Genomic DNA, 23435 nt, shown 5'->3' with positions numbered 1-23435 from the left:
TCCGCGCTCCTCTTCGACGCGGAGGTCAGGGCCGCCTCCAGCCGCAATAGCCGGAGGCGGCCCTCGCGATCAGTCGGTGATGAAGAACGCGATGTCGGCCTGAAGATCCTCTGCATGACGCATGCTCTGCGTCACACGCACGCCGTATTTCTCGGCCCGAGGGTCCAACACCACGTCGTCCTTCCACCACTTGCCGATCTCCTTGACGACCACGGGTTTGCCGAGGACCTCACCCGAGACCGCGTCGTGGATGGTGATCGTCGCACCGGGTTCTCCGTTGCCGTAGAAGGCAAGGGCGCGGGCCTTGACGGACTCGCCCTCCGCAGGGAGCGTGACCGTGAGCGGAAGGATCTTGGCTCTTTCGAAGGTGACTCGGTTTGTGCTGACCCGCGCTGTCCCGACGTACTCGTGGACCATGAACGTGTAGCTCGACGCGCCGAACGGGGCCGCCGTGACATCCTCAACCGATGCCGACCAGGCACCGGATTCATCCGCGACTGCCGTTCCGCGCACATCGTTTCGCTGCGCGCCGCGGACCTCGACGAACGAACCGGGTGCTGCTATGCCTTCGACAGTCGTGATCGGCGTGAAGTACCGATCGCCATCGACCGGAGACGTCACACGAACTTCGTCTGCCCTGGTGAACTCGACGAGGCGGTGCTCGGTCGGAGCTTCGCCGGTCGTGGTTCCCTTCGCCCATTCCTTCACGCGCATCCGGTGCGGTGTCGCGCTCGCTGGCAGGTCGACCGTCGATCGCACCTGCCAGCGCCCGTCTTCGCCAGCGGTGGTGGATGCGATGAGCGTGTTGTAGGTCGCTCCGCGCACCTCGATGAGGCTGCCTGGTCGCGCCCCGCCGGCGAACAGCGGCTTGTCCTCGTACTCGGTGTAGCTCGGCGTGGGAGAGGTGACTGTGAGGGGGCGCGGCAGCGCGCCGTTCCCCGTCGGCCCGGAGTTGGCGATGACGTCGAGTGCGGCCTTCGTCCACTTTCCGTCCGGGACGGCGGTGTTCTCGTTCTTCGTGACGCCAGGGAGATTCTCGATGGCTCCCAGCGGCCCGGTGTACCAGTTGCCGATGAGCTCGTTGCGATGCGTGTTCGATGGACTGACGAAGAACGCGGTGGTGGTGCCGATGTCGAGCACATTCTCACGAACGGTCATGTCCGCACCGCTTTCGTCGATGTAGATGCCGGGGACCGGGTTGTTCCCGGCATACGCCGTGCGCCGTACGCCTGAGATGAAGTTCTGTTCGATCATCATCCCGGGGTTGCGGCCGAGCACGTAGATCGGTGCCCCGTCGTCCAGCATCAGCATCGCGTTGGAGATGCGGTTGTGGCTGACGGTGTTGAACGAATCGGACGCAACGTCGGACATGCGCTCGCATCGGTTCCGGTATTCGTCCGAGCTCTCCGGGACGCTTTTGTTCGATGTGAACGAGCCGACACTGACCCCCGCGTACTTCGAGTAGCTGATGTCGTTGTGCTCGATGCGGGTGTCGCACACTTGTGTTCCGAGGATCCCGGGGGCGTCGGCGTAGTGCTTCCCCACATCGCGGATGACATTGCCGGTGACGCGCGCATCGGTCACCGTATTGCGCTCATCCTTGTAGGCGATCCCGGCGTAGAGAGACACACCCGAGCTGGACGTGTCCGAGATCCGGTTGCCCGAGATCTCGATCCGAGCGCTCGTGCCGTGTACGAGGATGCCGTTGTCTCCGGTGCGTCGAACGGTGTTCCCGGAGAGGGTGATGTCCTTTCCGCTCGTGATGGTCACCGCACCGGGGACGGGCTTCTCGCCTCTGTTGGTCCACTGCGGCTGGCCGCTCTGCGGCGATGCGTACCCCGCCGTGTCCGGGGCCGCCCAGTTCGAATACTGGAAGGTGAGTCCGCTCACCGTGACGTCGTGCGTGTTCGACACCGTCAGCAGTTTCTCGACCTGGGGAATGACGACGCGGTTGTCCGCGGGCGCCTTCCCATCGGCAGTCTTGTAGTAGACGACGTGCGTGTCTTTGTCGTAGAACCACTCCTGCGTGTCGTCGAGGAGCGCGAGGGAGTCCTGGACGTAGTACGGGCTGCCATCCGGTGGGGTGTGCGCCCAGAGGTAGGTCGACGATCCCTGGGCATAGGTCCAGTCCGGCTTCCCGCCCTCCTGCTGCTCGTCGACGAAGGCGACGCGCGTGTCGTCTCCACCGGCGGGAGTGATCGCCGCGATGTTGAGTTCTTTATAGTGCCAGTGGTCTGCCTTCACCAACTGCGCACCATGCCACCACTCGCCGGAGACCGCGTCAGTGGGGATCGCCGGGATGGTCAGCTCGCAGTTCACCAGGGCACCGGAAGCTTCACACGTCGTGCGCGATGTCTCCTCCGGCTGAACGGGAAGTCGCAGGTGAGGCCCGCCGTTCACCTCGTCCGCGCGGTTCGGATAGCGGGCGAGCACTGCGCGTTCGCCGCCGTCGTAGAGCTGGCGGAAGGTGGCTGTGTGATCGGGCAGTCGCGTCTTGTAGACGTTGTCTCCGACTTCGGGCGCGGCGGTCCAGCCCGTCAGCCGCATGCCGCCGTCGAGGATCACTTCTGCGCCCTCGGCCGACCGGATGGTGACTCCGGCAGTTTTCGCGTCGAGCACGATGCTCTTCTTCAAGCGGTATGTCCCGTCGTGAAGAACGACCGAGGGCTTCTCGCCCTTGGCGACGAGCGTCTCGGCGCGGTTCAGGGCGACATCGATGCTGCACGCCTTCGCGGCAGTGGTGCAGTCCGAGTCGCCGCCCTTCGTCGTGACGTGGAGCTCGGTCCCCGGGGCTGCTGCGGCTGTGGCCGCGACGGCTCCTGAGATCAGCAACGCGAGTGCCGCCGTCGCGGTCGCGCGGGTGAGTGTTCGGTTCATGCTTCTCCTTAGCTAGTGACGCCTAGCTAAGAAATCTTACATGTAGAATGGATACCGGTCGTTAGTGGTCGTCGACCCGCCCCGGCCCGCCACACCCCACCGGCTACTCTGAACAGATGAGCGAGAAATGGTGGCAGTCCGCCGTCGTCTACCAGGTGTATCCCCGGAGTTTCGCGGACAGCAACGGTGACGGCATCGGCGATCTGCGTGGTGTCATCGACCATCTCGGCCACCTGGATGCGCTCGGCGTCGATGTGGTCTGGCTCTCGCCGATCTATGCGTCGCCGCACGATGACAACGGCTACGACATCAGCGACTATCGCGCCATCGACCCCGCGTTCGGCACCTTCGACGACTTCGACGAGCTGCTGCGGGAGCTGCACGCGCGCGGCATGAAGCTCGTGATGGATCTGGTCGTCAATCACACCTCCGACGAGCACGCGTGGTTCGTCGAGTCGTCCGCAGGGCCGGACAGCCCGAAGCGCGACTGGTACTGGTGGCGTCCGCCGCGCGACGGCAAGGCTCCGGGCGAGAGCGGTGCGGAGCCGAACAACTGGGGGTCGTTCTTCTCCGGGTCGGCCTGGCAGCTCGACCAGGCGAGCGGGGAGTACTACCTGCACCTGTTCTCCCGCAAGCAGCCCGACCTCAACTGGGAGAACCCGGAGGTGCGGGATGCGGTCTACGAGATGATGAACTGGTGGCTCGACCGCGGCGTCGACGGGTTCCGGATGGACGTCATCAACCTCATCTCGAAGGTGCAGTACCTGCCGGACGGCGTCGTTCCTCCCGGTGCGCTCTACGGGGACGGCTACCCGTTCTACGGGCAGGGGCCGCGCATCCACGAGTTCCTGCACGAGATGCACGAGCGCGTTTTCGCGGGGCGCGACGACCGGTATCTCACGGTGGGAGAGATGCCCGGCGTCACCGTCGACCAGGCTCAGCTGTTCACCGATCCGGCGCGCGGCGAGCTGGACATGGTGTTCCAGTTCGAGCACGTCGACCTCGATCACGGGCCCGGCGGCAAGTGGGATCACCGCCCGGCGTCGGTGCTCGACCTCAAGCGGTCGTTCGCGAAATGGCAGGACGGCCTCGCCGAGCGCGGCTGGAACAGCCTGTACTGGAACAACCACGACCAGCCGCGCGTGGTCAGCCGGTTCGGCGACGACGGGGATGCGCGCATCGCGTCGGCGAAGGCGCTCGCCACCGTGCTCCACCTGCAGCGGGGCACGCCGTACGTCTACCAGGGCGAGGAGCTCGGGATGACGAACGTGCCGTTCCGCGGCATCGAGGACTTCCGTGACATCGAGACCCTCAACCACTACGCGGAGGCCGTCGACGTGCTCGGTGCCCCGGCCGAGGAGGTGCTGGCCGCGCTGCGCACCACGAGCAGGGACAATGCCCGCACTCCGGTGCAGTGGTCGGATGCGCCGAACGCCGGGTTCACGACGGGCACGCCGTGGATCCCGGTGAACCCGAACTTCCGCGAGGTCAACGCGGCGGCGGAACGGCGCGACCCTGACTCGGTGTTCGCGTACTACCGCAGCCTCATCGACCTGCGGCATCACGACGAGCGCGTCTCCAGCGGAACGCTCGAGATGGTGCTCCCCGAGCACCCCCAGGTGTTCGCGTACACGAGGACGCTCGGTGCGCGCCAACTACTCGTGCTCGTCAACCTCACCGGAGAGCAGGCGGAATACGAGCTTCCGGATGCGCAGGTCTGGGCGGGTGCGACGACCGTGCTGAGCAACCTCCCGGATGCGCGGGGCGGGGTCACAGGGACGCTCGCGCCCTGGCAGGCCCTCGTGCTCTCCCGCGACGACGCCTGAGCTGAAAAGACAGGCACCGCTTGCCACCAGCGGCCGGCGGGTGTCTGATGAGCCCCAGGAAAGCTCTGCGGGGCAGAGCCGGGGAGGCGGTCATGGGCAGCTACGTCGCACGGGCCGAAGTGGATGTGCGCGCGCCGCGTTCGACGGTGTGGCGGGTGCTCACGTCCAACGGTGCGCATCCGGAGATCATGTTCGGCGCCGACGTGCAGTCGGACTGGCGCATCGGGAGCCGCATCGTCTGGCGCGGCGAGTGGAACGGGAAGACGTTCGAGGATCACGGGCGCGTGATCGAGTTGCAGGAGCCGAGCAGGATCGTGCTCACGCACTTCAGCCCGCTGAGCGGGTTGGACGACGTCCCGGAGAACTACCACTCGTTGCGGTTCGAGCTGGATGAGACGCCGACCGGTACTCACGTCACGCTCGACCAGGACAACAACCCGACAGCGGAGGCAGCGGAGCACTCCCGGGAGAACTGGACGACGATGCTCGCCGGTGTGAAGGCGGTCGCGGAGCGCGCAGCTTCTAAGCCGTGATCGCCTCGTTCAGGTACGCGCCGATGAACACGTCGAACGCGGACACCGTCTTCTCCTTGTCACCGGTGAGCAGATAGCCGAAGTGGAGACCGGCCGCGGTGTCGGCGAGCCAGTGGGCGAGCACGGCGGCGCGCCGCTTCTCGACGCCATTGCTGGTGAGCCAGCGCTGCACGACCGCGAGCCAGTCGGTGAACGACGTGGTGATGCGTGTGCCGATCTCCGGGTCGATCGGTTCGAGCGCGCCGGCCTCGAACTGCAGGCGCAGGCCGGTGCGGTTGCCCTCGCGGAGCGAGTGGCGGAAGGCCTCGCTGTACCAGTCCGCGAACTGCTGACGGTCGAAACCGGCGATGTCGACGCCGACGGCCGCCTCGGACTGCTGGCGCACACCCTCCTCGAGGATGGCGTCGATCATGCCCTGACGCGAGCCGAAATGGTAGACGAAGGAGTACGTGCTGACCCCGAGGGAGCTCGCCAGACTGCGAAAGGTCATCCGCGACAGAGGCTCGGTCGCAACATGTTCCATGATGCGGCCCAAAAGCTCTGGCTTTCGGCTGGGGTCTGGTGTACGTCCCACGCGATAACCATAAGCGAGCCGCCGCTCACGAAGGAAGGCAAATCAGGGTATAAAAACCGGAATCCCAATATCGCTTTCGGGGCAGCGTCAGCCGCGTCCTGGAGGGTTGCCGCCGCCGTTGCCAGGACCGCCGTTGCCGGGGCCGCCGCCGTTGCCCTGGCCGCCGTTGCCGCCGCCCGCGGGGGGAGCGGGAGCGGTGGGTGCGGTCGGCGTCGGCGGCTTCGGCGCAGGCGGAGCCTTCGTGAACTTCGCATCCGGCCCGGGGAACGCCGTCCCGCCGTAGACGGCGTTGAGCGCGGCCAGGATCGGCTTGGCGATGGCGAACTTCACGTTGCCGCCTCCAATGCCGTTGAACGACTGGCTGCGCAGCGCGACCGCGCCTTCCACGTTGCCGACCCAGGTGGCCTGGGCGACCTTGGTGGTGGAGGTGACGAGCCAGTTCTCCAGCGAGTCGTCCGTCGTGCCGGTCTTGCCGAAGATCGGGATGCCGTCGTTCGGGTTGGCCGAGGTGGCCGTTCCTCCGCGGAGCACGCCCTGCAGCGCGAAGATCGCGGCGGCCGCGACACCGGGATCGATCGGTGTGGTCGAGCACTGCGTCTTCGGAACTGCGTGCTCCGTGCCGTCAGCGTTCAGGATCTTGTCGATGGCGATCGGGCTGCAGGCGACGCCGTTGTTGGCGATGCCCGCGTACGCGGTGGCCATCGTGATCGGGGCGATGTAGTTGGTGCCGAGCACGGAGGACGGGTTGGCCATGAAACGGTTGGCCTCTTCGTCCGCGCCGTGGACGAGCAGATCCTGCGCGCGCTGCTTGATGCCGCACAGGTCGAGCTTGGTGGCCATCTGGGCGAAGATCGTGTTGATCGACTGCGCCGTGGCGTTCATCACGGTGGTGCTGCTGACCGATTCGCCCTCGTCGTTCGAGACCGGCCACGGCGCTCCGCCGATGTCCTGGCACGGATCGCTGGAGTGGAACGACGACTGCGGGAACAGGTGTTGCGTGCCGTTGACGGACTCGTATAGCGAATGACCCTCCTGCAGCCATTCGAGGAGGTCGAACGCCTTGTACGCCGAACCGGTCTGGAAGCCTTCCGACCCGCCATCCACGTAGTCGGTGTTGTAGTTGACGGCCGTGGTCGCCGGAGCCGGGGCCGCGGTGTTGTCGTACGGCCGGTTCTGCACCATCGTCACGACGCGTCCCGTTCCCACTTCCACCGACACGTTGGAGGAGCCGAGGTCGAGGTACGGGCTCGCGGGCGGGATGTACGCGGCGATGGATGCCTGGGCCGCCCCCTGCAGGTCGAGGTTGAGGGTGGTGTAGATCTTCAGGCCGCCGCGGTTGAGGAAGCCGGAGCGGTCGTCGCTCGTCTTGCCGAAGATCGCGTTGTTCTCGATCTGGCGCTCGACGTAGTCGCAGAAGAATGCCGCGTTGAACTGCTGGGCCGTCATGCAGCCGTTCTGCACCGGAGTGATCTTGGGCTCGACCTTGGTCGCCTTCGCCGCGTCGTGCTCCGCCGTGGTGATCTTACCGTTGGCGAGCATCCGGTCGAGCACGTAGTTGCGGCGGTCGAGCGTCTCCTTGTATCCGTCGGCCGCGCCGTTCTCCTTGCTGGTCGGCTTGTCGATGCGCAGGTTGTCCGGGTTGTTCAGGATGGCGATGAGCGTAGCGGCCTGCTGCAGGTTGAGAGCTTTCGCAGAGACGCCGAAATAGTATTCGGCCGCCTGCTGAACGCCGTAGGTGCGGCCGCCGAACAGAGCGATGTTGAGGTAGCTCTGCAGGATCTGGTTCTTGGTGTATTCCTTCTCGAGACCGATCGCATAGCGCATCTCCTTGAGCTTGCGGACCGGGTCGACCTCTGTGGCGTCGTTGTAGCAGGACTCGTATGCCGTGAGCTGCTTCTTCTGCACGGCGGCCGTGGCCGTCACATCCGGCTGCTTGTTCTCGCAGCGCTGCACCAGGATGTTCTTGACGTACTGCTGCGTGATCGACGATCCGCCCTGCACGTCTTTGTGGAGGGCCGTGAGCATCGCGCCGCGGATCGTGCCCGTGACGTCGACGCCGCCGTGCTCGTAGAACCGCGGGTCCTCCGTGGCGATGGCGGCGTCTTTGAGGTTCTGCGAGATGTCGTCCCAGCCGACCTCCACGCGGTTCTGCGAATAGAAGGTCGCGATGGGCACGTCTTTGCCCCCGGACTTCGCGTACATCGTCGATGCCTGCGCGAGCGGCTCGACTTTGATGTACTCGGGGAGGCCGTCGAAGACGCCGATTGTCGAGTCGGCTGCCGACCCGGTCAGCGCGACGGCCGGCGTGACGGCGGCGGCGCCGAGCACCCCCGCGACGGCGCTGAGCGCCACGAACCCCAGGAGCGCGGGCGCCCATCCCCATTTGCTGCGACCCGAAGATTTCATGGCGTCATGATACGCGGCGAGGTTGGCGGTTTCACCGGGACACCCGTCAGGTTGGGGAGAAGCACGGGATGTGGATGGACCGTGTCACTCGTCCCGGAGCTTGTCGCAGAGCTCGGCCAGGCGGTCGAGCTCTGCGGGGTCGAGCCGTCCGCCGACGCGTTCGGTGATCGTCCGCATGTGCTCGACGGCGACCCGCCGGAACATCTCGAAGCCGGAGTCCGTCATCCGGATCACCGTGCCGCGCGCATCCGACGGCTCCGGGCATTTCGCGACGAGTCCGCGGGCGACCAGCCTGTCGACCAGCCTGCTCACGCTGGGCTGCGTGAGCAGCACGTGCTTGTTGAGATCGCGCAGGCGGAGCGAGCGGTCGGGCTGCCTGGAGAGGTTGAACAGCACGTCGTACTCGTTGAACGAGATGTCCCTGGTCGGGAACTCGGCGGCGAGGGTGCGCATCACGGCGACCTGGGCGCGGAACAGCGACTCCCACGCCGACACGGCGTTGACGCGCGCAGCCGCGCGCCGCGCGTCGCCCGTCCGCTCGCCGGTTCCGGCGTGCGTGCCGGTTCGCTCGCCGGTGCTCGCTTGCGCCTCTGTACGCATGATGCTGCTGCCTCCTCGGGTGGGACGAATGCTCGATGCATTCGCATCCTTCCACCAACCGGTGACAGTTCCATCCGTGCCAGCACGGGATCCTGGATGTGGCGGGACCGGCGTTAACAGATTGAGGGCCGCCCGCAGAGGCTAGCGGCCGGCCCTCTCCCTTGCACCAAGAGTGTCCTGCAATCACATTCCGCGTTGGCTGCCACAGCAAACAACTAACGCTCTTGAACTATATAACGAAGAGGTAACGGGATCTAGTTATCTGTTCGTTATTTTTGCTGCGAATTTTCTATGTGCGCTTTCGAGCCGGCTCAGCGTCCTCGTTCAGGTGGTCGAGGGTCTCGGTGAGGCGCCCGAGGAACGCGCTGACGACGCGCGCCTGATCCTCGTCGAGCGACGCGGCGACGGCCAACAGTCTGTCGTGCATCTGCCCGAGGGTCTCTCTGACCTCTACGTCGGCGCCGGGGGTGGCGGTGATGACGATGCTTCGCCGGTCGTTCGGGTGCGGCGCCCGCTGGATGTGCCCGGATGCGCTGAGCCGGTCGAGCATGATCGTGATCGACGACGACTTCATGCCGAGCAGGGCAGCGAGATCGGCGGGCGTGGCCAGCCGGCCCTCTTCTTCGGCGCGGAGCAGGAAGCGCAGTGCGCGCAGATCGGCCTCGCCCATCTTCATGGACTCGCGGGTGCGTCTGCGCATCGCCTGTTCGACGGCGCGGTAGGTGCGCAGCGAGCGGAGGACGCGCACCGTGCTGGCAGGCGCCGTTTCAAACCAAGGGTGTTCGGGCATACGACCGCCAGTTTACCCGGCGTGTCGCGACGTCAGTGCTTCGCCCTGTCGGCGGTCCTGTCGCCCGCTCGGTCCGTGGCCGGGCGCGCGCTGTCGATGTGGTCGACGGCGTCGCGCAGGCGGTCGATGAAGTCCACGATCGTGTCCGCGTCCTCGTCGGAGAGGGAGGCTGCGACCTCGACCAGCTCTTCGCGGATGTCGCCGAGAATGGCCTTGTGCAGCTCGTCCGTCGGAACGGTGGGCACGATGATGAGCGCGCGCCTGTCGAACGGGCTCGGCTCGCGCCGGACGTGCCCGGCCTTCTCGAGCCTGTCCAGGAGGATCGTGATGGAGGAGCTCTGCACGCCGAGGTAGTCGGCGAGCTCCTTCGGCCCGACGTTGACGCCGCGCTCGTTCGCCCGGAGGAGGTAGCGGAGCGCCGAGATGTCGTTCTCGCTCATCCGCATCGCCTGCTCCGAGCGTCGCTGCATGGCCGCGTCAGCGGCTCCGTACGCTCGCATGGCTTCGAGGACGGCCACGGCTCTCTCCCGTTCCGCCTCCGGTCCGTACCAGTAATGAGGCGTCGAACCCTGTTTGTTCGTCGTCATGCACTAGATGATAGACCAACTACAAGCTAGTCAATCTAGCGATGCCCGCTAGACCGCCACCGGCGTGGCCATCGCCGACGCGTTTATCAGCGCGGCCGCGGGGGTGCGCTGCCTGCGCTTGGACAGCGAGGTGACCTCGACGGGCTCCGGAGGAACGACGACTCCGGCCGACCTGCTGGCCATCTCCATCATCAGCTCGAGCCACGCGTCGTTGAGGCGGTCGGCCGAGTCCCGGCTGAACTCGTAGCGCAGCGGGATGGCGTTGTCGATCCAGACCGAGTGCCTGCCCGGCGTCGAATGCTCCGTGGTCCAGCTCAACAGGAACGGCTCCCTGCGCCTCAGTTTGACCGTGATAACCGCTTGGATATGGGCGAGGACCCGATCCTCGAACTCGAATCCTTCGCCGTCGTACACCAGCACACCCATGACACGCTCCCCATCTCGTCGTGCGCCCATCATGGCGACAACACGAGGATAGCGTATTACTAGATCGTCTAGCTACGCATGTTCGGGAATATTCATTGCTGTAGCTACTAGCGTATCCGGAGCCGTGAATCAACCCCCCTGGCCAAATTTGTCTCAGCGTCGGACTATCTAGAGAATCTAGTTATCCATCACCGAGAAGCTCGAAAGGGCACACCATGACGATCGCGACAGACGCACCGGCGCCGATGGCGGCACCCTCTCTGGACGCAGCAGACGCCGCAGGCGCCACCCAGCCGGCGGGAGGCACGGAGTGCGTGACCTGGCGCATCCCCACGGCGGGACTCTGGGTCGCCGAGACTCCATCCGCCTACCTCGGGATGGTCGACCACAGCCGTGACGGGTTCGTCGCCACCAGCAGTACGGGCCGCGACCTGGGCGTCTTCGCCACCCTCGCCGACGCTCAGCTCGCGGTCTACCGCACCTGGTCGACTCCGGATGCTGCACCGCGCGCCGGCTGGACGTTGCGCGGCACGGCCGCCCACTAGCTCTCCGACCTCCCAACCGTCCCCAACCTAGAAGGAATCACCTCGAAATGCTCGCCCTCATCATCGTCCTGCTCGTCGTCTGGGCCATCCTGGCCGTCCTCGGCTTCGCCATCAAGGGACTCCTCTGGCTCGCGATCCTCGGTCTCGTCTTCTTCGTGATCACCGCGATCGTCGGGTTCATCCGACGCAACAGCAGGGCCTGAGCGCACCGTACGAACAGAGCGGGCCTCCCCGGCGACCACGGTCGCGGGGGAGGCCCGCTCTTCGTGTTCACCGGCATGCTGGACAGAGCACTCGGAAGCGAATACTCTAAACAAAGTATTCGGAGGTGAACATGTCTAAACGCGCGATCTCGAACCCGCTGGCCCTCGCGGTGCTGTCCTGCCTGTGGGAGCGGCCGATGTACCCGTACGAGATGACCACGTCCATGCGCGAGCGCGGCAAGGAAGACAGCATCCGCCTCAACTTCGGCTCCCTCTACGCGGTCATCAAGTCGCTGGAGAAGCACGGCTTCATCATCGCCACCCAGACCGAGCGGGAGGGCAACCGCCCGGAGCGCGTGGTCTACGAGATCACCGACGCGGGCCGTCGCGAGGCCGACGAGTGGCTGAGTGAGCTCATCGACACCCCCGTCAAGGAGTACCCGGCCATCGAGACCGGCCTCTCCCTCCTCCCGATGCTCCCGCCGCAGACCGCGCTCGAACTCCTGGAGAAGCGGGTGGAGCGGCTCGACGACGAGATCGCCTCCCGGCACCGCCAGCTCGACGAGATCGGCGACAGCCTCCCCGAGCTGTTCATGATCGAGTTCCACTACCGCCAGGCGGTGCTGGATGCGGAGCGCGCGTACATCGCGGGGCTCGCATCGCGCATCCGGGACGGGTCGATCGGCGGCCTGCAGATGTGGGAGGGGCTGCACGCGCTCCTCCGCGAAGGACTCAGCATGGCCGACATCCAGCAGAGGGTGTCGGCGGGCGACTTCGGGCAGGAGGTGGCCGACCTGCTGGGCTAGAAAACGAACCGATGGCCGGAGAGCGGCAACTCTCCGGCCATCCAAACCCCAGTCGTTCCGTGAGGAACCTGCGTCAACAGTCACCGAGGGTCCATTTCCAATGGTATCGCGCGGGTCTCTCACGAACGGCTTCACTCGAAAGGAAGCCATCGTGACAACCGAATATCCGTCGGCGCTCATCGCCGACGATCTCAGAAAGTCCTACCCGGCCGGAAGGGGCAAGCCGCCCGTGCGCGCCGTCGACGGCCTCAGCTTCACCGCTGAGACCGGCACCGTCTTCGGGCTGCTCGGCCCCAACGGCGCAGGCAAGTCCACCACCATCAAGATCCTCTCGACGCTCGCGCGTGCGGACTCCGGCCGCGCGATCGTCGCGGGCATCGACGTGGCCAGGCATCCGGGCAGGGTGCGCCGTTCGATCGGGTTCGTGGCGCAGAAGTCCGTCGCAGACCCGACGGACACCGGCGCCGAGAACCTGGTGCTCGCGGGCAGGCTGCAGGGCCTGTCCGGTCGGGATGCGCGCGCACGGGCCGCAGAGCTGCTCGGCCGGTTCGGTCTGGCGGAGCACGCCAGCCGCCAGGTGAAGACGTACTCGGGCGGCATGTCCCGCAAGCTCGACGTCGCCATCGGCCTGATGCACCGTCCGGCGGTGCTGTTCCTGGACGAGCCGACCACCGGCCTCGACCCGGAGGCACGAGCGGAACTGTGGGCGGAGATCGAGCGGATGACCGCGTTCGAGAACATGACCGTGTTGCTCACCACGCACTACCTGGAGGAGGCGGACAGGCTCGCCAAACGGCTCGCCATCGTCGACAGGGGAACGGTCGTGACGGCCGGGACCCCGGAGGAGCTGAAGAACGACCTCCGCGGCGACGCCGTGATCGTCGAGCTCACCGCAGACGGCGACCCGTTCGCCGCCCTGACCGCCCTCGGACGAGTGGATGCGCTGAGCGAGGTCGGCGGCGACGGCCGCACCCTGCGCGCCCGCGCAGACAGCGGCGCCGCCACGCTTCCGCTCGCGCTCGCAGCGCTCGAGGCAGCAGGCGTCGCCGTCGCGTCCGCGACCGTCGCACGGCCGAGCCTCGACGACGTCTACCTGCGGCACACCGGCCGCACCCTCACGAAAGCTCAGGAGACCGCGCAGGACGCAGCATTGGAGAACGCATCATGACCGCCATCGCCCCCACCAGGATCCACTCGGAGCGCACGGCGTCCGGGCCGTCGTTCTTCACCCACACCGCCGTGCTGACCGCGCGCTTGCTGCGCGCTGCCTGGCGGATGCCGGTGTTCCTCGTGATGAACCTGGTGCAGCCGATCATCTGGCTGCTGCTGTTCGGGCAGCTGTTCAAGGCTGTCGTGCAGATCCCGGGCTTCGGCAACGGGCAGAGCTATCTGGAGTTCCTGACGCCCGGGATCGTGATGATGATGGCGCTGTTCGGCAGCGCGTGGTCGGGCACGGTCTACATCCAGGACATGCAGCGCGGTGTGATGGACAGGTTCCTCACGTCGCCGACCAGCCGTCCGGCGATGATCGTGTCCACCCTCGTCTACCAGTCGATCCTGGCCGTGGTGCAGTCGCTCGTCGTGCTCGGGATCGCGTTCTGGGCCGGGGCACGGTTCGAGGGCGGGTTCACCGGGATCGTGCTGCTGCTGCTCGCGGTCGTGCTGCTGACGGCGGTGTTCTGCTCGCTCTCGAACGCGGTCGCGCTGCTGGCGAAGGAGCAGACGGCGCTGATCGGCATCTCACAGCTGATCACGCTGCCGCTGATGTTCCTCAGCTCCGCGATCATGAACACGAAGCTCTCCCCGGAGTGGGTGCAGAACGTCGCGGCGTACAACCCGTTCGAGTGGGCGGTGATCGTCGGCCGTCAGGCGCTCTCCGCGCATCCCGACTGGCCGTCGCTCTGGCTGCACGTCGGCCTGCTCGCCGCGCTCACCGTCGTGATGGCCGCTCTCGCCACCTCGGCCTTCCGCGCCTACCAGCGTTCCGCCTGACCCGAACAATCGAGTCCGAAGTTATTCACGTGCCACGCCGAGTGGCACCGTGAAGAACTTCGGACTCGATGGCGTGGCGGCTTAGAACAGGTCGGGGGAGGGGGCGGACGCGTGCCGGATGGACACGTCGGCGTGACGGTCGAAGCGGTAGCCGACGCCGCGGACGGTGCGGACGATGTCCTCGTACCGTCCGAGCTTCGAGCGCAGGCGGCGCACGTGGACGTCGATGGTGCGCTCGTTCGGCACCTCGTCGTCCGCGGAGCCCCACAGCGACGAGATCAGCTCGGCGCGCTCGATGGTGCGGCCCTCGCGCAGCACCAGGTACTGCAGGAGCTCGAACTCCTTGTAGGTGAGCGCGGCGGTCTGGTTGTCGAGGAGGAGGCGCTTGCGCGAGATGTCGACGACGACGCCACCGGATGCGCGGTCCTCGTCCTCGTCCGGCGTCACCTGGTGGCGGTGCTTGGCGATGGCGGAGGGGTCCTGCAGGGCGAGGCGGACGACATCCACGTCGCGTCCACCGGCTCCTTCTGGAGCGAGTGCGACGGCGGCGTACGTCTCGGCGGACGGTGCGATCTCGGCGGTGAGGCGCTTCAGGGCTTCGACGATGCGGCCGAGATCGGTGCCGGCTGCTGCGGCCTTGGCCTCGTCGATGCCGACATAGAGGACGAATCCGCGGGCCTCTGTGCCGTTCGGCACGGCGCGGATCTGGGTGGCTGGGACGGCGGGGGCGGCGGCCGGCGTCGGAACCGCAGGTGCGGGAGCCGGGGCTGCTGCGAGGTGACGGCTGGGGGAGTACGCGGTGTCGATGGTTGCCAGAGACATGGGATGGGTCCTTTGCGATGATGCGGTGAATCCCCTGCCGGATACGGCGTCCCCGGTGGCGTCGAAACGTTCGACGTGTACAGGTAGGTGGCGGGGTGCGAGGATTCGCGAGTGTGTGTTGGGCCTGAGAGCGGCCGGTGTGCGGATGCGTGAGTGTGGCGCATCCGGGGAGCTGGTAGCCCTGTCCCGACTCAGTGGGTCGGCGGGCGGCTGGCTCGGCGAAGGGTCGTCAGATTAGCGACACATTCGGCAACACATGACCGAGTCGCGGCCGGGCATCATCATGCCGGCATCCCCAGGGGCCTCGAAGGAGGTCAGGGTACGCGAGTTGTCAGTCATGCATTGAAGTAAAGCGTCCCGTGACGGCCCGTGTCAAATCATTACGGAATGTTGCGACGTCTCTGTCGCATTCGTGGCTGCCGTCAGCAGGGGTGGACGGGTCAGACCGTGCCGTAGAGGCGGTCACCGGCGTCGCCGAGGCCGGGCACGATGTAGCCGTTCTCGTTGAGGCGCTCGTCGAGGGCGCCGAGCACGATGGTCACGTCGCGGCCCTCCGTCGCCTTCTCCAGGGCGGCGATGCCCTCCGGGGCGGCGAGGATGCAGATGGCGGTGACGTCGACAGCTCCGCGCTTGAACAAGAACTCGATGGCGGCGCCGAGCGAGCCTCCCGTTGCGAGCATCGGGTCGAGCACGAAGCACTGGCGGTCGGAGAGGTCGTCCGGGAGGCGCTCCGCGTACGTGGTCGGCTCGAACGTCACCTCGTTGCGCGCCATGCCGAGGAAGCCGACCTCTGCGGTCGGCATCAGGCGGACCATGCCCTCGAGCATCCCGAGTCCTGCACGCAGGATGGGGACGACCAGCGGACGCGGCTCGCTGAGGGTGACGCCCGTGGTGGTGGTGACCGGCGTCTCGATCTCGACCGGCTCGACCTTGACGGCGCGGGTCGCTTCGTACGCGAGCAGTGTCACGAGCTCCTCGGTGAGCGCGCGGAACACCGGAGACGGGGTGTGCTTGTTGCGCAACACCGTCAGCTTGTGGGTGATGAGGGGGTGGTCGGCAACGTGCACTCGCATAGGCTCAAGGCTAACCGACGTTTCCCCCGTGAGGAGCCCGCGTGAGTCTGGCCGTCCCCGACGACTACGAGCAGTGGATGCGCCGCGCCATCGCCGACGCGCGGCTCGCCTTCGACACCGGCGACGTCCCGGTCGCCGCTCTGGTCGTCGACGAGCGCGGGGAGGTCATCGGGACCGGCCGCAACGAGCGCGAGCTGCACAACGACCCGACCGCCCACGCGGAGGTGCTCGCGCTGCGCGAGGCAGCAGCATCCAGGGACGACTGGCACCTGGAGGGATGCACGCTCGTCGTCACCCTCGAACCGTGCGTGATGTGCGCGGGCGCCGTGCTGGCCGCCCGGGTGCCGCGCGTGGTGTTCGGCGCCTGGGACGAGAAGGCGGGGGCGGCGGGGTCGGTGTACGACGTGCTGCGCGACCGCCGGCTGAATCACCGGGTCGAGGTGTACGCGGGTGTGCTGGCCGAGGACTGCGCCGACCTGCTGCTGGACTTCTTCCGCGCGAAGCGCTGAGGGCGCGGCGGCGCGCGCGGCGCGGGCGTAGGCGGCGGCGCGCTACGGTAGCTGCGCCAGCCACTCCGAGAACGCGGCACGGGATGCGGCCTGCATCGCCGCCGAGTACTGCTCGCGGCGCATGGCGTCGGGGTCGATCGCGTGCTCGTCCAGCTCGTTGTACCCGTCGGACACCCAGCGCTCGTGCATCTCGTCGGTGACCTCCGGGTGGAACTGCACGGCGAGGGCGAAGTCCCCGATCGCGAACGCCTCGTTGGAGTAGTCGCTCGAGGAGGCGAGCAGCGTCGCGCGCTCCGGCAAGTCGAACGTGTCGCCGTGCCACTCCACGACGGGGACGCCGTCGAAGTGCCTGATCGGCGACTCCGCTCCCGCCGCCGTCGGCTCGACCCTGCGGAAGCCGATCTGCATCGTGCCGCCCTTGTAGACGCGCTCGCCGAGGGCGCCGGCCATGAGCTGCGCGCCGAGGCACACCCCGAGCGTCGGGAGCTCGGTGTCGAGTCTCTGCCTGATGAGGGCCTGCTCGTGCGCCAAGTGCGGGAACTCGCGCGTCTGGTATGCGCCCATCTCGCCGCCGAGGATGACGAGGAGGTCGGCCGTCTCCGCATCCACTGCCGTCAGGTCCTCTGTCGTCGCGTCGACCACGCTGACCTCGTAGCCGTGCTCGGCCAGCACCGGCCCGATGTTGCCGAGGTGGATGGTGGGGTCGTGCTGCAGCACGACGGCGCGGCGGGTCATTCGAGGCCCTTGATGACGATGGCGTCCGTGGCCGGGTGCTTCTCGTTGGGGTCGATCCACACATCCGGTTCGATGTAGATGACGCGCGCGGACGGCACGGCGGCACGGATGCGGCGCTCGACGCTGTCGATGGCCGCAGCGACCTCGGAGAGCCTGCGCTCGCCGTAGATCGCGAGCTTCACGCCCACCAGCAGCTCGTCCGGCCCGAGGTACAGCGTCTTCATGTGGATGATGCGCTCGGCCTCGTCGCCGTCGAGGATCGCCTTCTCGATGGCCGCGACGTCTTCGTCGCTCGCGCCCTCGCCCACCAGCAGGCTCTTCGTCTCCATGCCCAGGATGACCGCCACGGTGATCAGCAGCGCGCCGATGAGGAGCGTGCCGATCGCATCCCACACCCCGTTGTGCGTGATGATCGTGAGGCCGACGCCCAGCAGCGCGAACACCAGACCGGTGAGCGCGGCGACGTCCTCGAGCAGCACGACCGGCAGCTCGGGGGCCTTGGCGCGGCGGATGAACTGCGGCCACGACATGCTCTTCTTGTGCGGGCGGGACTCGTGCACCGCCGTGCGGAGCGAGAACGACTCGAGGCCGATCGCGATGACCAGCACCAGCAGCGGAAGCCACCAGTTCTCGAGTGGATGCGGGTGCGTCAGCTTCTCGATGCCCTCGTACAGGGAGAACACGCCACCGACCGAGAACAGGATGATCGAGACGACGAACGCGTAGACATAGCGCTCGCGGCCGTAGCCGAAGGGATGCTCCTTGTCCGCCTTCCTCTTCGCCTGGCGTCCGCCGAGCAGCAGGAGCAGCTGATTGCCGGAGTCCGCCACGGAGTGGACACCCTCCGCGAGCATCGACGACGAGCCGGAGAAGGCCCACGCGATGAACTTCGTGATGGCGATCCCGAGGTTGGCGGCGAAGGCCGCGACGATTGCCCTGGTTCCACCCGATGCGCTCATGGCAACATCCTAGGATGGCGAGCATGACCGACACGCAGAACGTCACGCTCCCGACGATCGCCATGCTCGGAGCAGGCTCCATGGGCCGCGCCATCCTCAGCGGTCTCCTCGCGCCCGGTGTCACCGTCCAGGGCGGCATCCGGGTGACCAACCGCTCGGCGGCGCGCGCCGCGGAACTCTCCGGCACAGCAGGGGTGACCGCGTACGCCACCGAGACCAAGGCCGACGCCAACCGCCTCGCCGTGGACGGCGCCGAGATCGTCATCGTGGCCGTGAAACCGGCGATGGTGCCCGACCTGCTGCGCGAGATCGGCGCATCCCTCACCCCCGGCGCCGTGGTCGTGAGCGTCGCGGCCGGTGTGACGACGGCGACGTTCGAGTCGCTGCTGCCGCAGACCGTGACCGTGGTGCGGTCGATGCCGAACACCCCAGCGGTGGTCGGCAAGGCGGTCACCGGCATCAGCGGAGGCAACCGCACGCGGCCGGACGACCTCGCGCTGGTGCGCACGCTGTTCGAGACGGTGGGCGAAGTGGTCGAGGTCCCCGAATCCCAGCTGGATGCGCTCGGCACCATCTCCGGCTCCGGCCCCGCATACGTGTTCTTCCTGATCGAGCAGCTGACCGCCGCTGCCGTCGCCAAGGGCTTCACGCCGGAGCAGGCGGCGACCCTGGTCAACGGCACCTTCCTCGGCGCCTCCGAGCTCCTCGTCTCCTCGGGCGAGGACCCCGCAGAGCTCCGCCGCCGCGTCACGAGCCCCGGCGGCACCACGGAGCGCGCCATCGCCGTCCTCGCCGACGCCGACCTCGCCTCCCTCTTCACGCGCGCCACCGACGCCGCCCTCGCCCGCTCCCGCGAGCTCGCCGCCTCCTGACCTGCGGCCGCCGTCTCCGCTCCGCAGCCATCGAGCCGGGACTTATGCACGCGACACGCCGGGCTCGGGCGTGCATAAGTCCCGGCTCGATCGCCTGAGAGCCGCGCGGATGAGTGGGACAGCGCGGGGGACCGGTCCCGCGAGGTCGGCAGCCGTGATGAAGACGGTGTTCCAGCCGATGGATGCGAGACGCTCGCGCCGGTGGATGTCTGCCCGGTAGAGGTCGGCATCCGTGCGGTGATGGTCACCGAGGTACTCGATGGCCGTCCGCGCCTCCGGATACGCGAGGTCGACCATCGCGACAAGTCGGCCGCCGTGGGTCACGCGGAAGTTGAGCTCCGGCTCCGGAAGTGCAGCGCGGACCAGCGCGACTCGCAGGACGGATTCCTGCGGCGACAGAGAGCCGTAGCGGACCAGCTCGACAGCGACGCGGAGCGACTGCACGCCGCGCCGCCGCCCGTGGTGCCGAACAGCCCTTTCCAACTCGGCGCGCCCCAGCGGGCTGGGCTGACCGGAATACGGCTCGTCGCCCGTGATCAGGAAATCACCGATCGCGACGAGCTCCGCCACATCGAGTCGCTCCGAAAGCTGAGCCCAGGTGTCTTCGGGGGAGACGCACGCCAGATCGTCGACAGTCACGACGCGGTGGCCGGAACTCTTCAACTCGTGTGGAACAACCCCGTTCATCCGGGGCGGCCAGTGGGGTGCGAACACGGCGAAGTGCACGCGACTCGGGTGATGGCGATACGGCAGCGGCATCCGGTGGATCAGTGCCGCGGACTCGTGACTGAAGTAGTGGCCGTGCCGCCGCTGCGCCGCATAGGCCCGGCACTTCTCGATGTGGTCGTCGGGGTCGGCATCCACTGTCCGGACCCCGCGGAACGGCCGCTGGAGATCAGGATGGTCTACCCGGCGCCGACTGTATCCTGCCGCTCTGGCCCTCGCGTACGTGAACCCCGCTGCGTCGAGTTCTCCGCCGAGCTCCGCTGTTTCGCCTAGTCCCGCTGTTCCGGCTGTTCGGTCTGTTCCGCGCTCCATCCCCCCACCTTGCCGGCGCTTCGGCCCCCACCTGAGGTTGTCCACAACCCAGCCATCGAGCCGGGACTTATGCACACCTAGCGCCGGTGTGTCGCGTACACAAGTCCCGGCTCAACGGCTTCGGCACAGCAGCCGAGCAGGGCCGAGCGGCGCGGGGTTGGGGCGGCGCGGCAGGCGCGGCGCCGGTCAGGAGTCGAGGGCGGCGAAGCGCTCGATGTCGGAGGAGGAGCCGGAGACGATGATGAGGTCGTGGTTGGAGACCACGGTGTCCGCCGTCGCGTAGGTGAACGGCTTGCCGGGGCTCTTCACGCCGACGACGGTGATGTGGTACTTCGTGCGTACGCCGGACTCGGTGAGGTTGATGCCGCGGATCGGCTTCGGCGGGTACATCTTGACCAGGGCGAAGTCGTCGTCGAATTCGATGAAGTCGAGCATCCGGCCGGAGACCAGGTGGGCGACGCGCTCGCCGGCCTCCGCTTCGGGGTAGATGACGTGGTTGGCGCCGATGCGCTCCAGGATCTTGCCGTGCGACTGCGAGATGGCTTTGGCCCAGATCTGCGGCACCTTGAGGTCGACCAGGTTGGCGGTGATGAGCACGCTCGCCTCGATGGACGAGCCGACAGCGACGACGGCGATGGAGAAGTCCTCCGCCCCGATCTGGCGCAGCGTCTCGATCGAGCGGGCGTCGGCCTGCACCGTGTGCGTCACCCTGTCCGCCCACTTCTGCACCAGCCCGGCGTCCGTGTCGATGGCGAGCACCTCGCGGTCCAGCCGGTCGAGCTCTCCCGCCGTCGCTGCGCCGAAGCGGCCGAGCCCGATCACCAGGACGGGAGCGTTGTGCTTGATCCGGTCAACCAACGAGCGGCCTCTCCTCAGGGTTCTGGTACAGCTGCTTGCGCTGGCTCTGGGCGAGCGCCGCGGCGAGTGTCACTGTACCAACGCGCCCGCAGAACATCGTGGCCGCCATCACGTACACCCCCGCATCCGGCAGCTTCTCCGTCAGGCCGGTCGACAGGCCGCATGTGGCGAACGCGGAGATCACGTCGAACAGCACGTGGTCGAGCGGCGCCTTGGTGATCTGCAGGATCAGGATGCTCGACACCGCCACGATCGTGGCACCCCACAGCGCCACAGCCACCGACAGCCGCAGCACGTCGATCGGGATGCGGCGACGGAACGCATCCATCGACTCCACCCCGCGCGCCTCCGCGAACGCCGCGAGGAACAGCACCGCGAGGGTCGTCACCTTGATGCCGCCGGCCGTGGATGCGGACCCGCCGCCGATGAACATCAGCATGTCGGTCACCAGCAGGCTCGAGCCGTGCAGGTCGTCGATCGGCACCGTGGAGAACCCGCCCGACCTGGCCATCGTCGACAGGAACAGCGACTGGAAGACGGTGTGGCCGGCATCCAGGTGGCCGAACGTCTTCGGGTTGTCCGCCTCGAGGACGATGTAGAGCACGGCGCCGGCGACCAGCAGGATCACCGAGGTCACCAGCGTCAGCTTCACGTGGATGGACCAGCGGCGGCGACGCTTGCGCAGGTTCGTCGCGATGGCGAGGATCACCGGGAAGCCGATCGCCCCGAGGAAGACGCCGATCATCAGCGCGCCGAGGAACCAGAAGTCCTCGGCGAACGGGGCGAGACCTTCCGCGTTGGGCGTGAACCCGGTGTTCGTGAACGCCATCGCCGCGTAGTAGATGCTCTCCCAGAGCGCCGTGCCGAACGGGATCCCGGCGATCAGCATCCTGGGCAGCAGCAGAAGCCCGACCACGCCCTCGATCACCACCATGCTGAGGGCCACCGTGATGAGCAGCTTGCCCACCTCGCCCAGCCGAACGGCCTGTCCTTCTGCCACCGGGCCGGCGTGGATGCGCAGCGGGTTGCTGTCGCTCGCGGCCATCAGCTTGGCGCGCAGCCCCAGCTTGCGCGAGACCACCAGGCCCAGGATGCTCGCCATCGTCAGCACGCCGACCGCGCCGATCTGCACGCCGAAGAACACCAGCAGGTGGCCGAAGACGCTCCAGTGCGTCGCCATGTCCACGGTGGAGAGTCCGGTCACGCAGATGACGCTGACCGCGGTGAAGAGCGCGTCGGCGAGCGGGGTGGTCGACCGGGCTGTGGTGGCGATCGGCAGCGAGAAGAGCAGCGTGAAGACCAGGATCAGCAGGGTGAAGACGAGGATCGCGAACCGCGAAGGGCTCCTGCTCGCGAAACCGTTGATGCCGTCGCGCATCCGACCGGCCGGCGTCAGGCTCATCCGCCCGGACGTCTGTGTCGCTCGCATGACCGTTCCTCCCGCCGACAGCTTGGGACATGGTACTCCGCTGGGCGAGTGACTAGCCTGGGGTGATGGCCGACATCTTTGACGTGATCGCGGATGCGACGCGGCGCGACATCCTGCGAGTGCTTCTCGACCGCCATGCCGACGATGTCCATTCCTCCGGAGAGATATCGGTCTCCGAGATCGTGTCGACACTGGAATTGAGCCAGCCGACCGTCTCCAAGCACCTCAAGGTGCTGCGCGAGGCCGGGCTCGTCTCGGTGCGCGAGGAGGGACAGCACCGCTACTACCGGCTGGATGCTGCACCCCTGGAGGCCGTCGAGGACTGGGTCATTCCCTTCACGGCATCCGATGTCGACCTCGCGGCGATCGAAGACCAGCTGGCCGACGAGACGCGTGAGTTCGCGAGCACGGTCGGCAAGGTGCTCGCCGACACCGGCCACCGGGTGACCACCGCCGTAGAGCGCGTGACGCCCCGCAAATGGCGTCGCGACTGACCACTGCACGACCTCCACTTGTCTGCGAGCCCCGGCGGGTTCTAGAGTTCGTGTCACCACTCGTGTCACACGAGTACCATGACAGCAGAAGAAGGACTTGGCAGATGGCACGCGAACTCTCGGATGTGCGCTTCCTGACGGTCGCCGAGGTGGCCGACATGATGCGCGTCTCCCGCATGACCGTGTACCGCCTTGTGCACTCGGGGGAACTCCCCGCCATCCGTTTCGGGCGCTCCTTCCGGGTGCCGGAATCGGCCGTAACACAGGCTCTTGAGAATCACGTCGCCGACACAGCGTGACGTCGGGTAGACTGTTGGCTTGTGTCGCCGCGCATTCCGCGGCCAGCCCCCTAACTTTGTGAGGTCTACGTGGGTTCCGTTATCAAGAAGCGTCGCAAGCGTATGGCGAAGAAGAAGCACCGCAAGCTTCTTCGCAAGACGCGCCACCAGCGTCGCAACAAGAAGTAGACCTCGGTCTGCAG

General features: G+C 67.2%; 26 protein-coding genes. 12 read left to right on the top strand and 14 right to left on the bottom strand.

All coding sequences use genetic code 11. The annotated features are described in order from the left end of the window. Positions 1–69: 69 nt before the first annotated feature. A complete protein-coding gene (locus AC1ROC_RS14330; protein WP_493000939.1) occupies positions 70–2877 on the bottom strand; it encodes a right-handed parallel beta-helix repeat-containing protein in 2808 nt (935 codons plus the stop codon). 116 nt (positions 2878–2993) lie between these two features. Here AC1ROC_RS14330 and AC1ROC_RS14325 point away from each other — a divergent pair, with 116 nt between their 5' ends. Next, on the top strand, positions 2994–4703 hold the full coding sequence (locus tag AC1ROC_RS14325; RefSeq protein ID WP_493000937.1) for a glycoside hydrolase family 13 protein: 1710 nt from the start codon (positions 2994–2996) through the stop codon (positions 4701–4703). A gap of 92 nt (positions 4704–4795) precedes the next feature. Further along, on the top strand, positions 4796–5236 hold the full coding sequence (locus AC1ROC_RS14320) for an SRPBCC family protein (protein WP_493000935.1): 441 nt from the start codon (positions 4796–4798) through the stop codon (positions 5234–5236). Here the strand turns inward: AC1ROC_RS14320 and AC1ROC_RS14315 are convergent. From AC1ROC_RS14315 to AC1ROC_RS14290, 6 genes are all read right to left on the bottom strand, one after another. Continuing rightward, positions 5226–5726 (bottom strand): TetR/AcrR family transcriptional regulator, encoded by a 501-nt coding sequence (locus AC1ROC_RS14315; RefSeq protein ID WP_247597273.1) that lies wholly within the window; start codon positions 5724–5726, stop codon positions 5226–5228. The genes AC1ROC_RS14320 and AC1ROC_RS14315 overlap by 11 nt on opposite strands. Positions 5727–5897: 171 nt before the next feature. After that, a complete protein-coding gene (locus AC1ROC_RS14310; protein ID WP_168688555.1) occupies positions 5898–8216 on the bottom strand; it encodes a transglycosylase domain-containing protein in 2319 nt (772 codons plus the stop codon). Positions 8217–8300: 84 nt separating this feature from the next. Further along, positions 8301–8669, bottom strand: coding sequence for a MarR family winged helix-turn-helix transcriptional regulator (locus tag AC1ROC_RS14305; RefSeq protein ID WP_256921899.1), 369 nt, complete (start codon positions 8667–8669; stop codon positions 8301–8303). Positions 8670–9105: 436 nt separating this feature from the next. After that, positions 9106–9606: a MarR family winged helix-turn-helix transcriptional regulator gene (locus tag AC1ROC_RS14300; RefSeq protein ID WP_168688557.1), complete on the bottom strand. Its 501-nt coding sequence runs from the start codon at positions 9604–9606 to the stop codon at positions 9106–9108. Positions 9607–9638: 32 nt separating this feature from the next. Beyond that, positions 9639–10193 carry a MarR family winged helix-turn-helix transcriptional regulator gene (locus AC1ROC_RS14295; protein WP_085368780.1) on the bottom strand — a complete coding sequence of 185 codons (555 nt, stop codon included), beginning with the start codon at positions 10191–10193 and terminating at the stop codon, positions 9639–9641. A gap of 48 nt (positions 10194–10241) precedes the next feature. Further along, positions 10242–10619 (bottom strand): DUF7882 family protein, encoded by a 378-nt coding sequence (locus tag AC1ROC_RS14290; protein WP_493000933.1) that lies wholly within the window; start codon positions 10617–10619, stop codon positions 10242–10244. A gap of 215 nt (positions 10620–10834) precedes the next feature. Between AC1ROC_RS14290 and AC1ROC_RS14285 the strand changes: the two genes are divergently transcribed. From AC1ROC_RS14285 to AC1ROC_RS14265, 5 genes are all read left to right on the top strand, one after another. Continuing rightward, the gene (locus AC1ROC_RS14285; RefSeq protein WP_493000931.1) at positions 10835–11164 is read left to right on the top strand and encodes a hypothetical protein; all 330 of its coding nucleotides are present in this window, start codon (positions 10835–10837) and stop codon (positions 11162–11164) included. A gap of 47 nt (positions 11165–11211) precedes the next feature. Continuing rightward, positions 11212–11367, top strand: a complete 156-nt coding sequence (locus tag AC1ROC_RS14280) for a hypothetical protein (protein WP_168688558.1) — start codon at positions 11212–11214, stop codon at positions 11365–11367. A gap of 131 nt (positions 11368–11498) precedes the next feature. Continuing rightward, complete coding sequence (locus AC1ROC_RS14275) at positions 11499–12173, top strand: PadR family transcriptional regulator (RefSeq protein WP_493000929.1); 675 nt, start codon at positions 11499–11501, stop codon at positions 12171–12173. A 151-nt stretch (positions 12174–12324) separates the two neighbouring features. Further along, positions 12325–13341, top strand: coding sequence for an ABC transporter ATP-binding protein (locus tag AC1ROC_RS14270; RefSeq protein WP_493000927.1), 1017 nt, complete (start codon positions 12325–12327; stop codon positions 13339–13341). Then, positions 13338–14165: an ABC transporter permease gene (locus AC1ROC_RS14265; RefSeq protein ID WP_168688560.1), complete on the top strand. Its 828-nt coding sequence runs from the start codon at positions 13338–13340 to the stop codon at positions 14163–14165. The genes AC1ROC_RS14270 and AC1ROC_RS14265 overlap by 4 nt, the downstream gene beginning before the upstream one ends. 81 nt (positions 14166–14246) lie before the next feature. On the opposite strand, the gene AC1ROC_RS14260 is transcribed toward AC1ROC_RS14265, so the two are convergent. Next, on the bottom strand, positions 14247–14987 hold the full coding sequence (locus tag AC1ROC_RS14260) for a winged helix-turn-helix domain-containing protein (protein WP_493000924.1): 741 nt from the start codon (positions 14985–14987) through the stop codon (positions 14247–14249). A gap of 440 nt (positions 14988–15427) precedes the next feature. Then, a complete protein-coding gene (gene upp / locus AC1ROC_RS14255; RefSeq protein ID WP_168688561.1) occupies positions 15428–16060 on the bottom strand; it encodes a uracil phosphoribosyltransferase in 633 nt (210 codons plus the stop codon). A 41-nt stretch (positions 16061–16101) separates the two neighbouring features. Here upp and tadA point away from each other — a divergent pair, with 41 nt between their 5' ends. Beyond that, positions 16102–16569 (top strand): tRNA adenosine(34) deaminase TadA, encoded by a 468-nt coding sequence (tadA, locus tag AC1ROC_RS14250; protein WP_493000922.1) that lies wholly within the window; start codon positions 16102–16104, stop codon positions 16567–16569. A 42-nt stretch (positions 16570–16611) separates the two neighbouring features. Here the strand turns inward: tadA and AC1ROC_RS14245 are convergent, their stop codons facing one another. Both AC1ROC_RS14245 and AC1ROC_RS14240 read right to left on the bottom strand, forming a co-directional pair. After that, the gene (locus tag AC1ROC_RS14245) at positions 16612–17304 is read right to left on the bottom strand and encodes a glutamine amidotransferase-related protein (RefSeq protein WP_493000920.1); all 693 of its coding nucleotides are present in this window, start codon (positions 17302–17304) and stop codon (positions 16612–16614) included. Next, positions 17301–18263 carry a cation diffusion facilitator family transporter gene (locus tag AC1ROC_RS14240; RefSeq protein ID WP_493000918.1) on the bottom strand — a complete coding sequence of 321 codons (963 nt, stop codon included), beginning with the start codon at positions 18261–18263 and terminating at the stop codon, positions 17301–17303. The genes AC1ROC_RS14245 and AC1ROC_RS14240 overlap by 4 nt, the downstream gene beginning before the upstream one ends. A gap of 23 nt (positions 18264–18286) precedes the next feature. Here AC1ROC_RS14240 and proC point away from each other — a divergent pair, with 23 nt between their 5' ends. Next, the gene (gene proC, locus AC1ROC_RS14235) at positions 18287–19135 is read left to right on the top strand and encodes a pyrroline-5-carboxylate reductase (protein ID WP_434951440.1); all 849 of its coding nucleotides are present in this window, start codon (positions 18287–18289) and stop codon (positions 19133–19135) included. Positions 19136–19177: 42 nt separating this feature from the next. Here the strand turns inward: proC and AC1ROC_RS14230 are convergent, their stop codons facing one another. From AC1ROC_RS14230 to AC1ROC_RS14220, 3 genes are all read right to left on the bottom strand, one after another. Continuing rightward, complete coding sequence (locus AC1ROC_RS14230; RefSeq protein ID WP_493000916.1) at positions 19178–19999, bottom strand: putative endonuclease domain-containing protein; 822 nt, start codon at positions 19997–19999, stop codon at positions 19178–19180. 360 nt (positions 20000–20359) lie between these two features. After that, a complete protein-coding gene (locus AC1ROC_RS14225; RefSeq protein ID WP_085368765.1) occupies positions 20360–21031 on the bottom strand; it encodes a potassium channel family protein in 672 nt (223 codons plus the stop codon). Beyond that, positions 21024–22460: a TrkH family potassium uptake protein gene (locus AC1ROC_RS14220; RefSeq protein WP_085368764.1), complete on the bottom strand. Its 1437-nt coding sequence runs from the start codon at positions 22458–22460 to the stop codon at positions 21024–21026. Before AC1ROC_RS14220 ends, AC1ROC_RS14225 begins: the two co-directional genes overlap by 8 nt. 65 nt (positions 22461–22525) lie before the next feature. On the opposite strand from AC1ROC_RS14220, the gene AC1ROC_RS14215 reads away from it, so the two are divergent. From AC1ROC_RS14215 to AC1ROC_RS14205, 3 genes are all read left to right on the top strand, one after another. Next, complete coding sequence (locus AC1ROC_RS14215) at positions 22526–22954, top strand: ArsR/SmtB family transcription factor (RefSeq protein WP_085368763.1); 429 nt, start codon at positions 22526–22528, stop codon at positions 22952–22954. A 104-nt stretch (positions 22955–23058) separates the two neighbouring features. Then, positions 23059–23253, top strand: a complete 195-nt coding sequence (locus tag AC1ROC_RS14210; protein ID WP_493000913.1) for a helix-turn-helix domain-containing protein — start codon at positions 23059–23061, stop codon at positions 23251–23253. Positions 23254–23322: 69 nt separating this feature from the next. Then, positions 23323–23421, top strand: coding sequence for a 30S ribosomal protein bS22 (locus AC1ROC_RS14205; protein WP_003792170.1), 99 nt, complete (start codon positions 23323–23325; stop codon positions 23419–23421). The last annotated feature ends 14 nt before the right edge of the window (positions 23422–23435 follow it).

This window comes from Leifsonia sp. GW821-FHT13C05, from assembly GCF_058806515.1.
This window is presented reverse-complemented; position numbering and strand designations above follow the sequence as displayed.

Coding starts and splice junctions, on each gene's coding strand:
- AC1ROC_RS14210 (WP_493000913.1), top strand. CDS start 23,059: ATGGCACGCGAACTCTCGGATGTGCGCTTCCTGACGGTCGCCGAGGTG.
- proC (WP_434951440.1), top strand. CDS start 18,287: ATGACCGACACGCAGAACGTCACGCTCCCGACGATCGCCATGCTCGGA.
- AC1ROC_RS14265 (WP_168688560.1), top strand. CDS start 13,338: ATGACCGCCATCGCCCCCACCAGGATCCACTCGGAGCGCACGGCGTCC.
- AC1ROC_RS14315 (WP_247597273.1), bottom strand. CDS start 5,726: ATGACCTTTCGCAGTCTGGCGAGCTCCCTCGGGGTCAGCACGTACTCC.
- AC1ROC_RS14290 (WP_493000933.1), bottom strand. CDS start 10,619: ATGGGTGTGCTGGTGTACGACGGCGAAGGATTCGAGTTCGAGGATCGG.
- AC1ROC_RS14320 (WP_493000935.1), top strand. CDS start 4,796: ATGGGCAGCTACGTCGCACGGGCCGAAGTGGATGTGCGCGCGCCGCGT.
- AC1ROC_RS14295 (WP_085368780.1), bottom strand. CDS start 10,193: ATGACGACGAACAAACAGGGTTCGACGCCTCATTACTGGTACGGACCG.
- AC1ROC_RS14330 (WP_493000939.1), bottom strand. CDS start 2,877: ATGAACCGAACACTCACCCGCGCGACCGCGACGGCGGCACTCGCGTTG.
- AC1ROC_RS14215 (WP_085368763.1), top strand. CDS start 22,526: ATGGCCGACATCTTTGACGTGATCGCGGATGCGACGCGGCGCGACATC.
- AC1ROC_RS14285 (WP_493000931.1), top strand. CDS start 10,835: ATGACGATCGCGACAGACGCACCGGCGCCGATGGCGGCACCCTCTCTG.
- AC1ROC_RS14220 (WP_085368764.1), bottom strand. CDS start 22,460: ATGCGAGCGACACAGACGTCCGGGCGGATGAGCCTGACGCCGGCCGGT.
- AC1ROC_RS14245 (WP_493000920.1), bottom strand. CDS start 17,304: ATGACCCGCCGCGCCGTCGTGCTGCAGCACGACCCCACCATCCACCTC.
- AC1ROC_RS14310 (WP_168688555.1), bottom strand. CDS start 8,216: ATGAAATCTTCGGGTCGCAGCAAATGGGGATGGGCGCCCGCGCTCCTG.
- AC1ROC_RS14240 (WP_493000918.1), bottom strand. CDS start 18,263: ATGAGCGCATCGGGTGGAACCAGGGCAATCGTCGCGGCCTTCGCCGCC.
- AC1ROC_RS14260 (WP_493000924.1), bottom strand. CDS start 14,987: ATGTCTCTGGCAACCATCGACACCGCGTACTCCCCCAGCCGTCACCTC.
- AC1ROC_RS14300 (WP_168688557.1), bottom strand. CDS start 9,606: ATGCCCGAACACCCTTGGTTTGAAACGGCGCCTGCCAGCACGGTGCGC.
- AC1ROC_RS14325 (WP_493000937.1), top strand. CDS start 2,994: ATGAGCGAGAAATGGTGGCAGTCCGCCGTCGTCTACCAGGTGTATCCC.
- AC1ROC_RS14305 (WP_256921899.1), bottom strand. CDS start 8,669: ATGCGCACCCTCGCCGCCGAGTTCCCGACCAGGGACATCTCGTTCAAC.
- AC1ROC_RS14275 (WP_493000929.1), top strand. CDS start 11,499: ATGTCTAAACGCGCGATCTCGAACCCGCTGGCCCTCGCGGTGCTGTCC.
- upp (WP_168688561.1), bottom strand. CDS start 16,060: ATGCGAGTGCACGTTGCCGACCACCCCCTCATCACCCACAAGCTGACG.
- AC1ROC_RS14280 (WP_168688558.1), top strand. CDS start 11,212: ATGCTCGCCCTCATCATCGTCCTGCTCGTCGTCTGGGCCATCCTGGCC.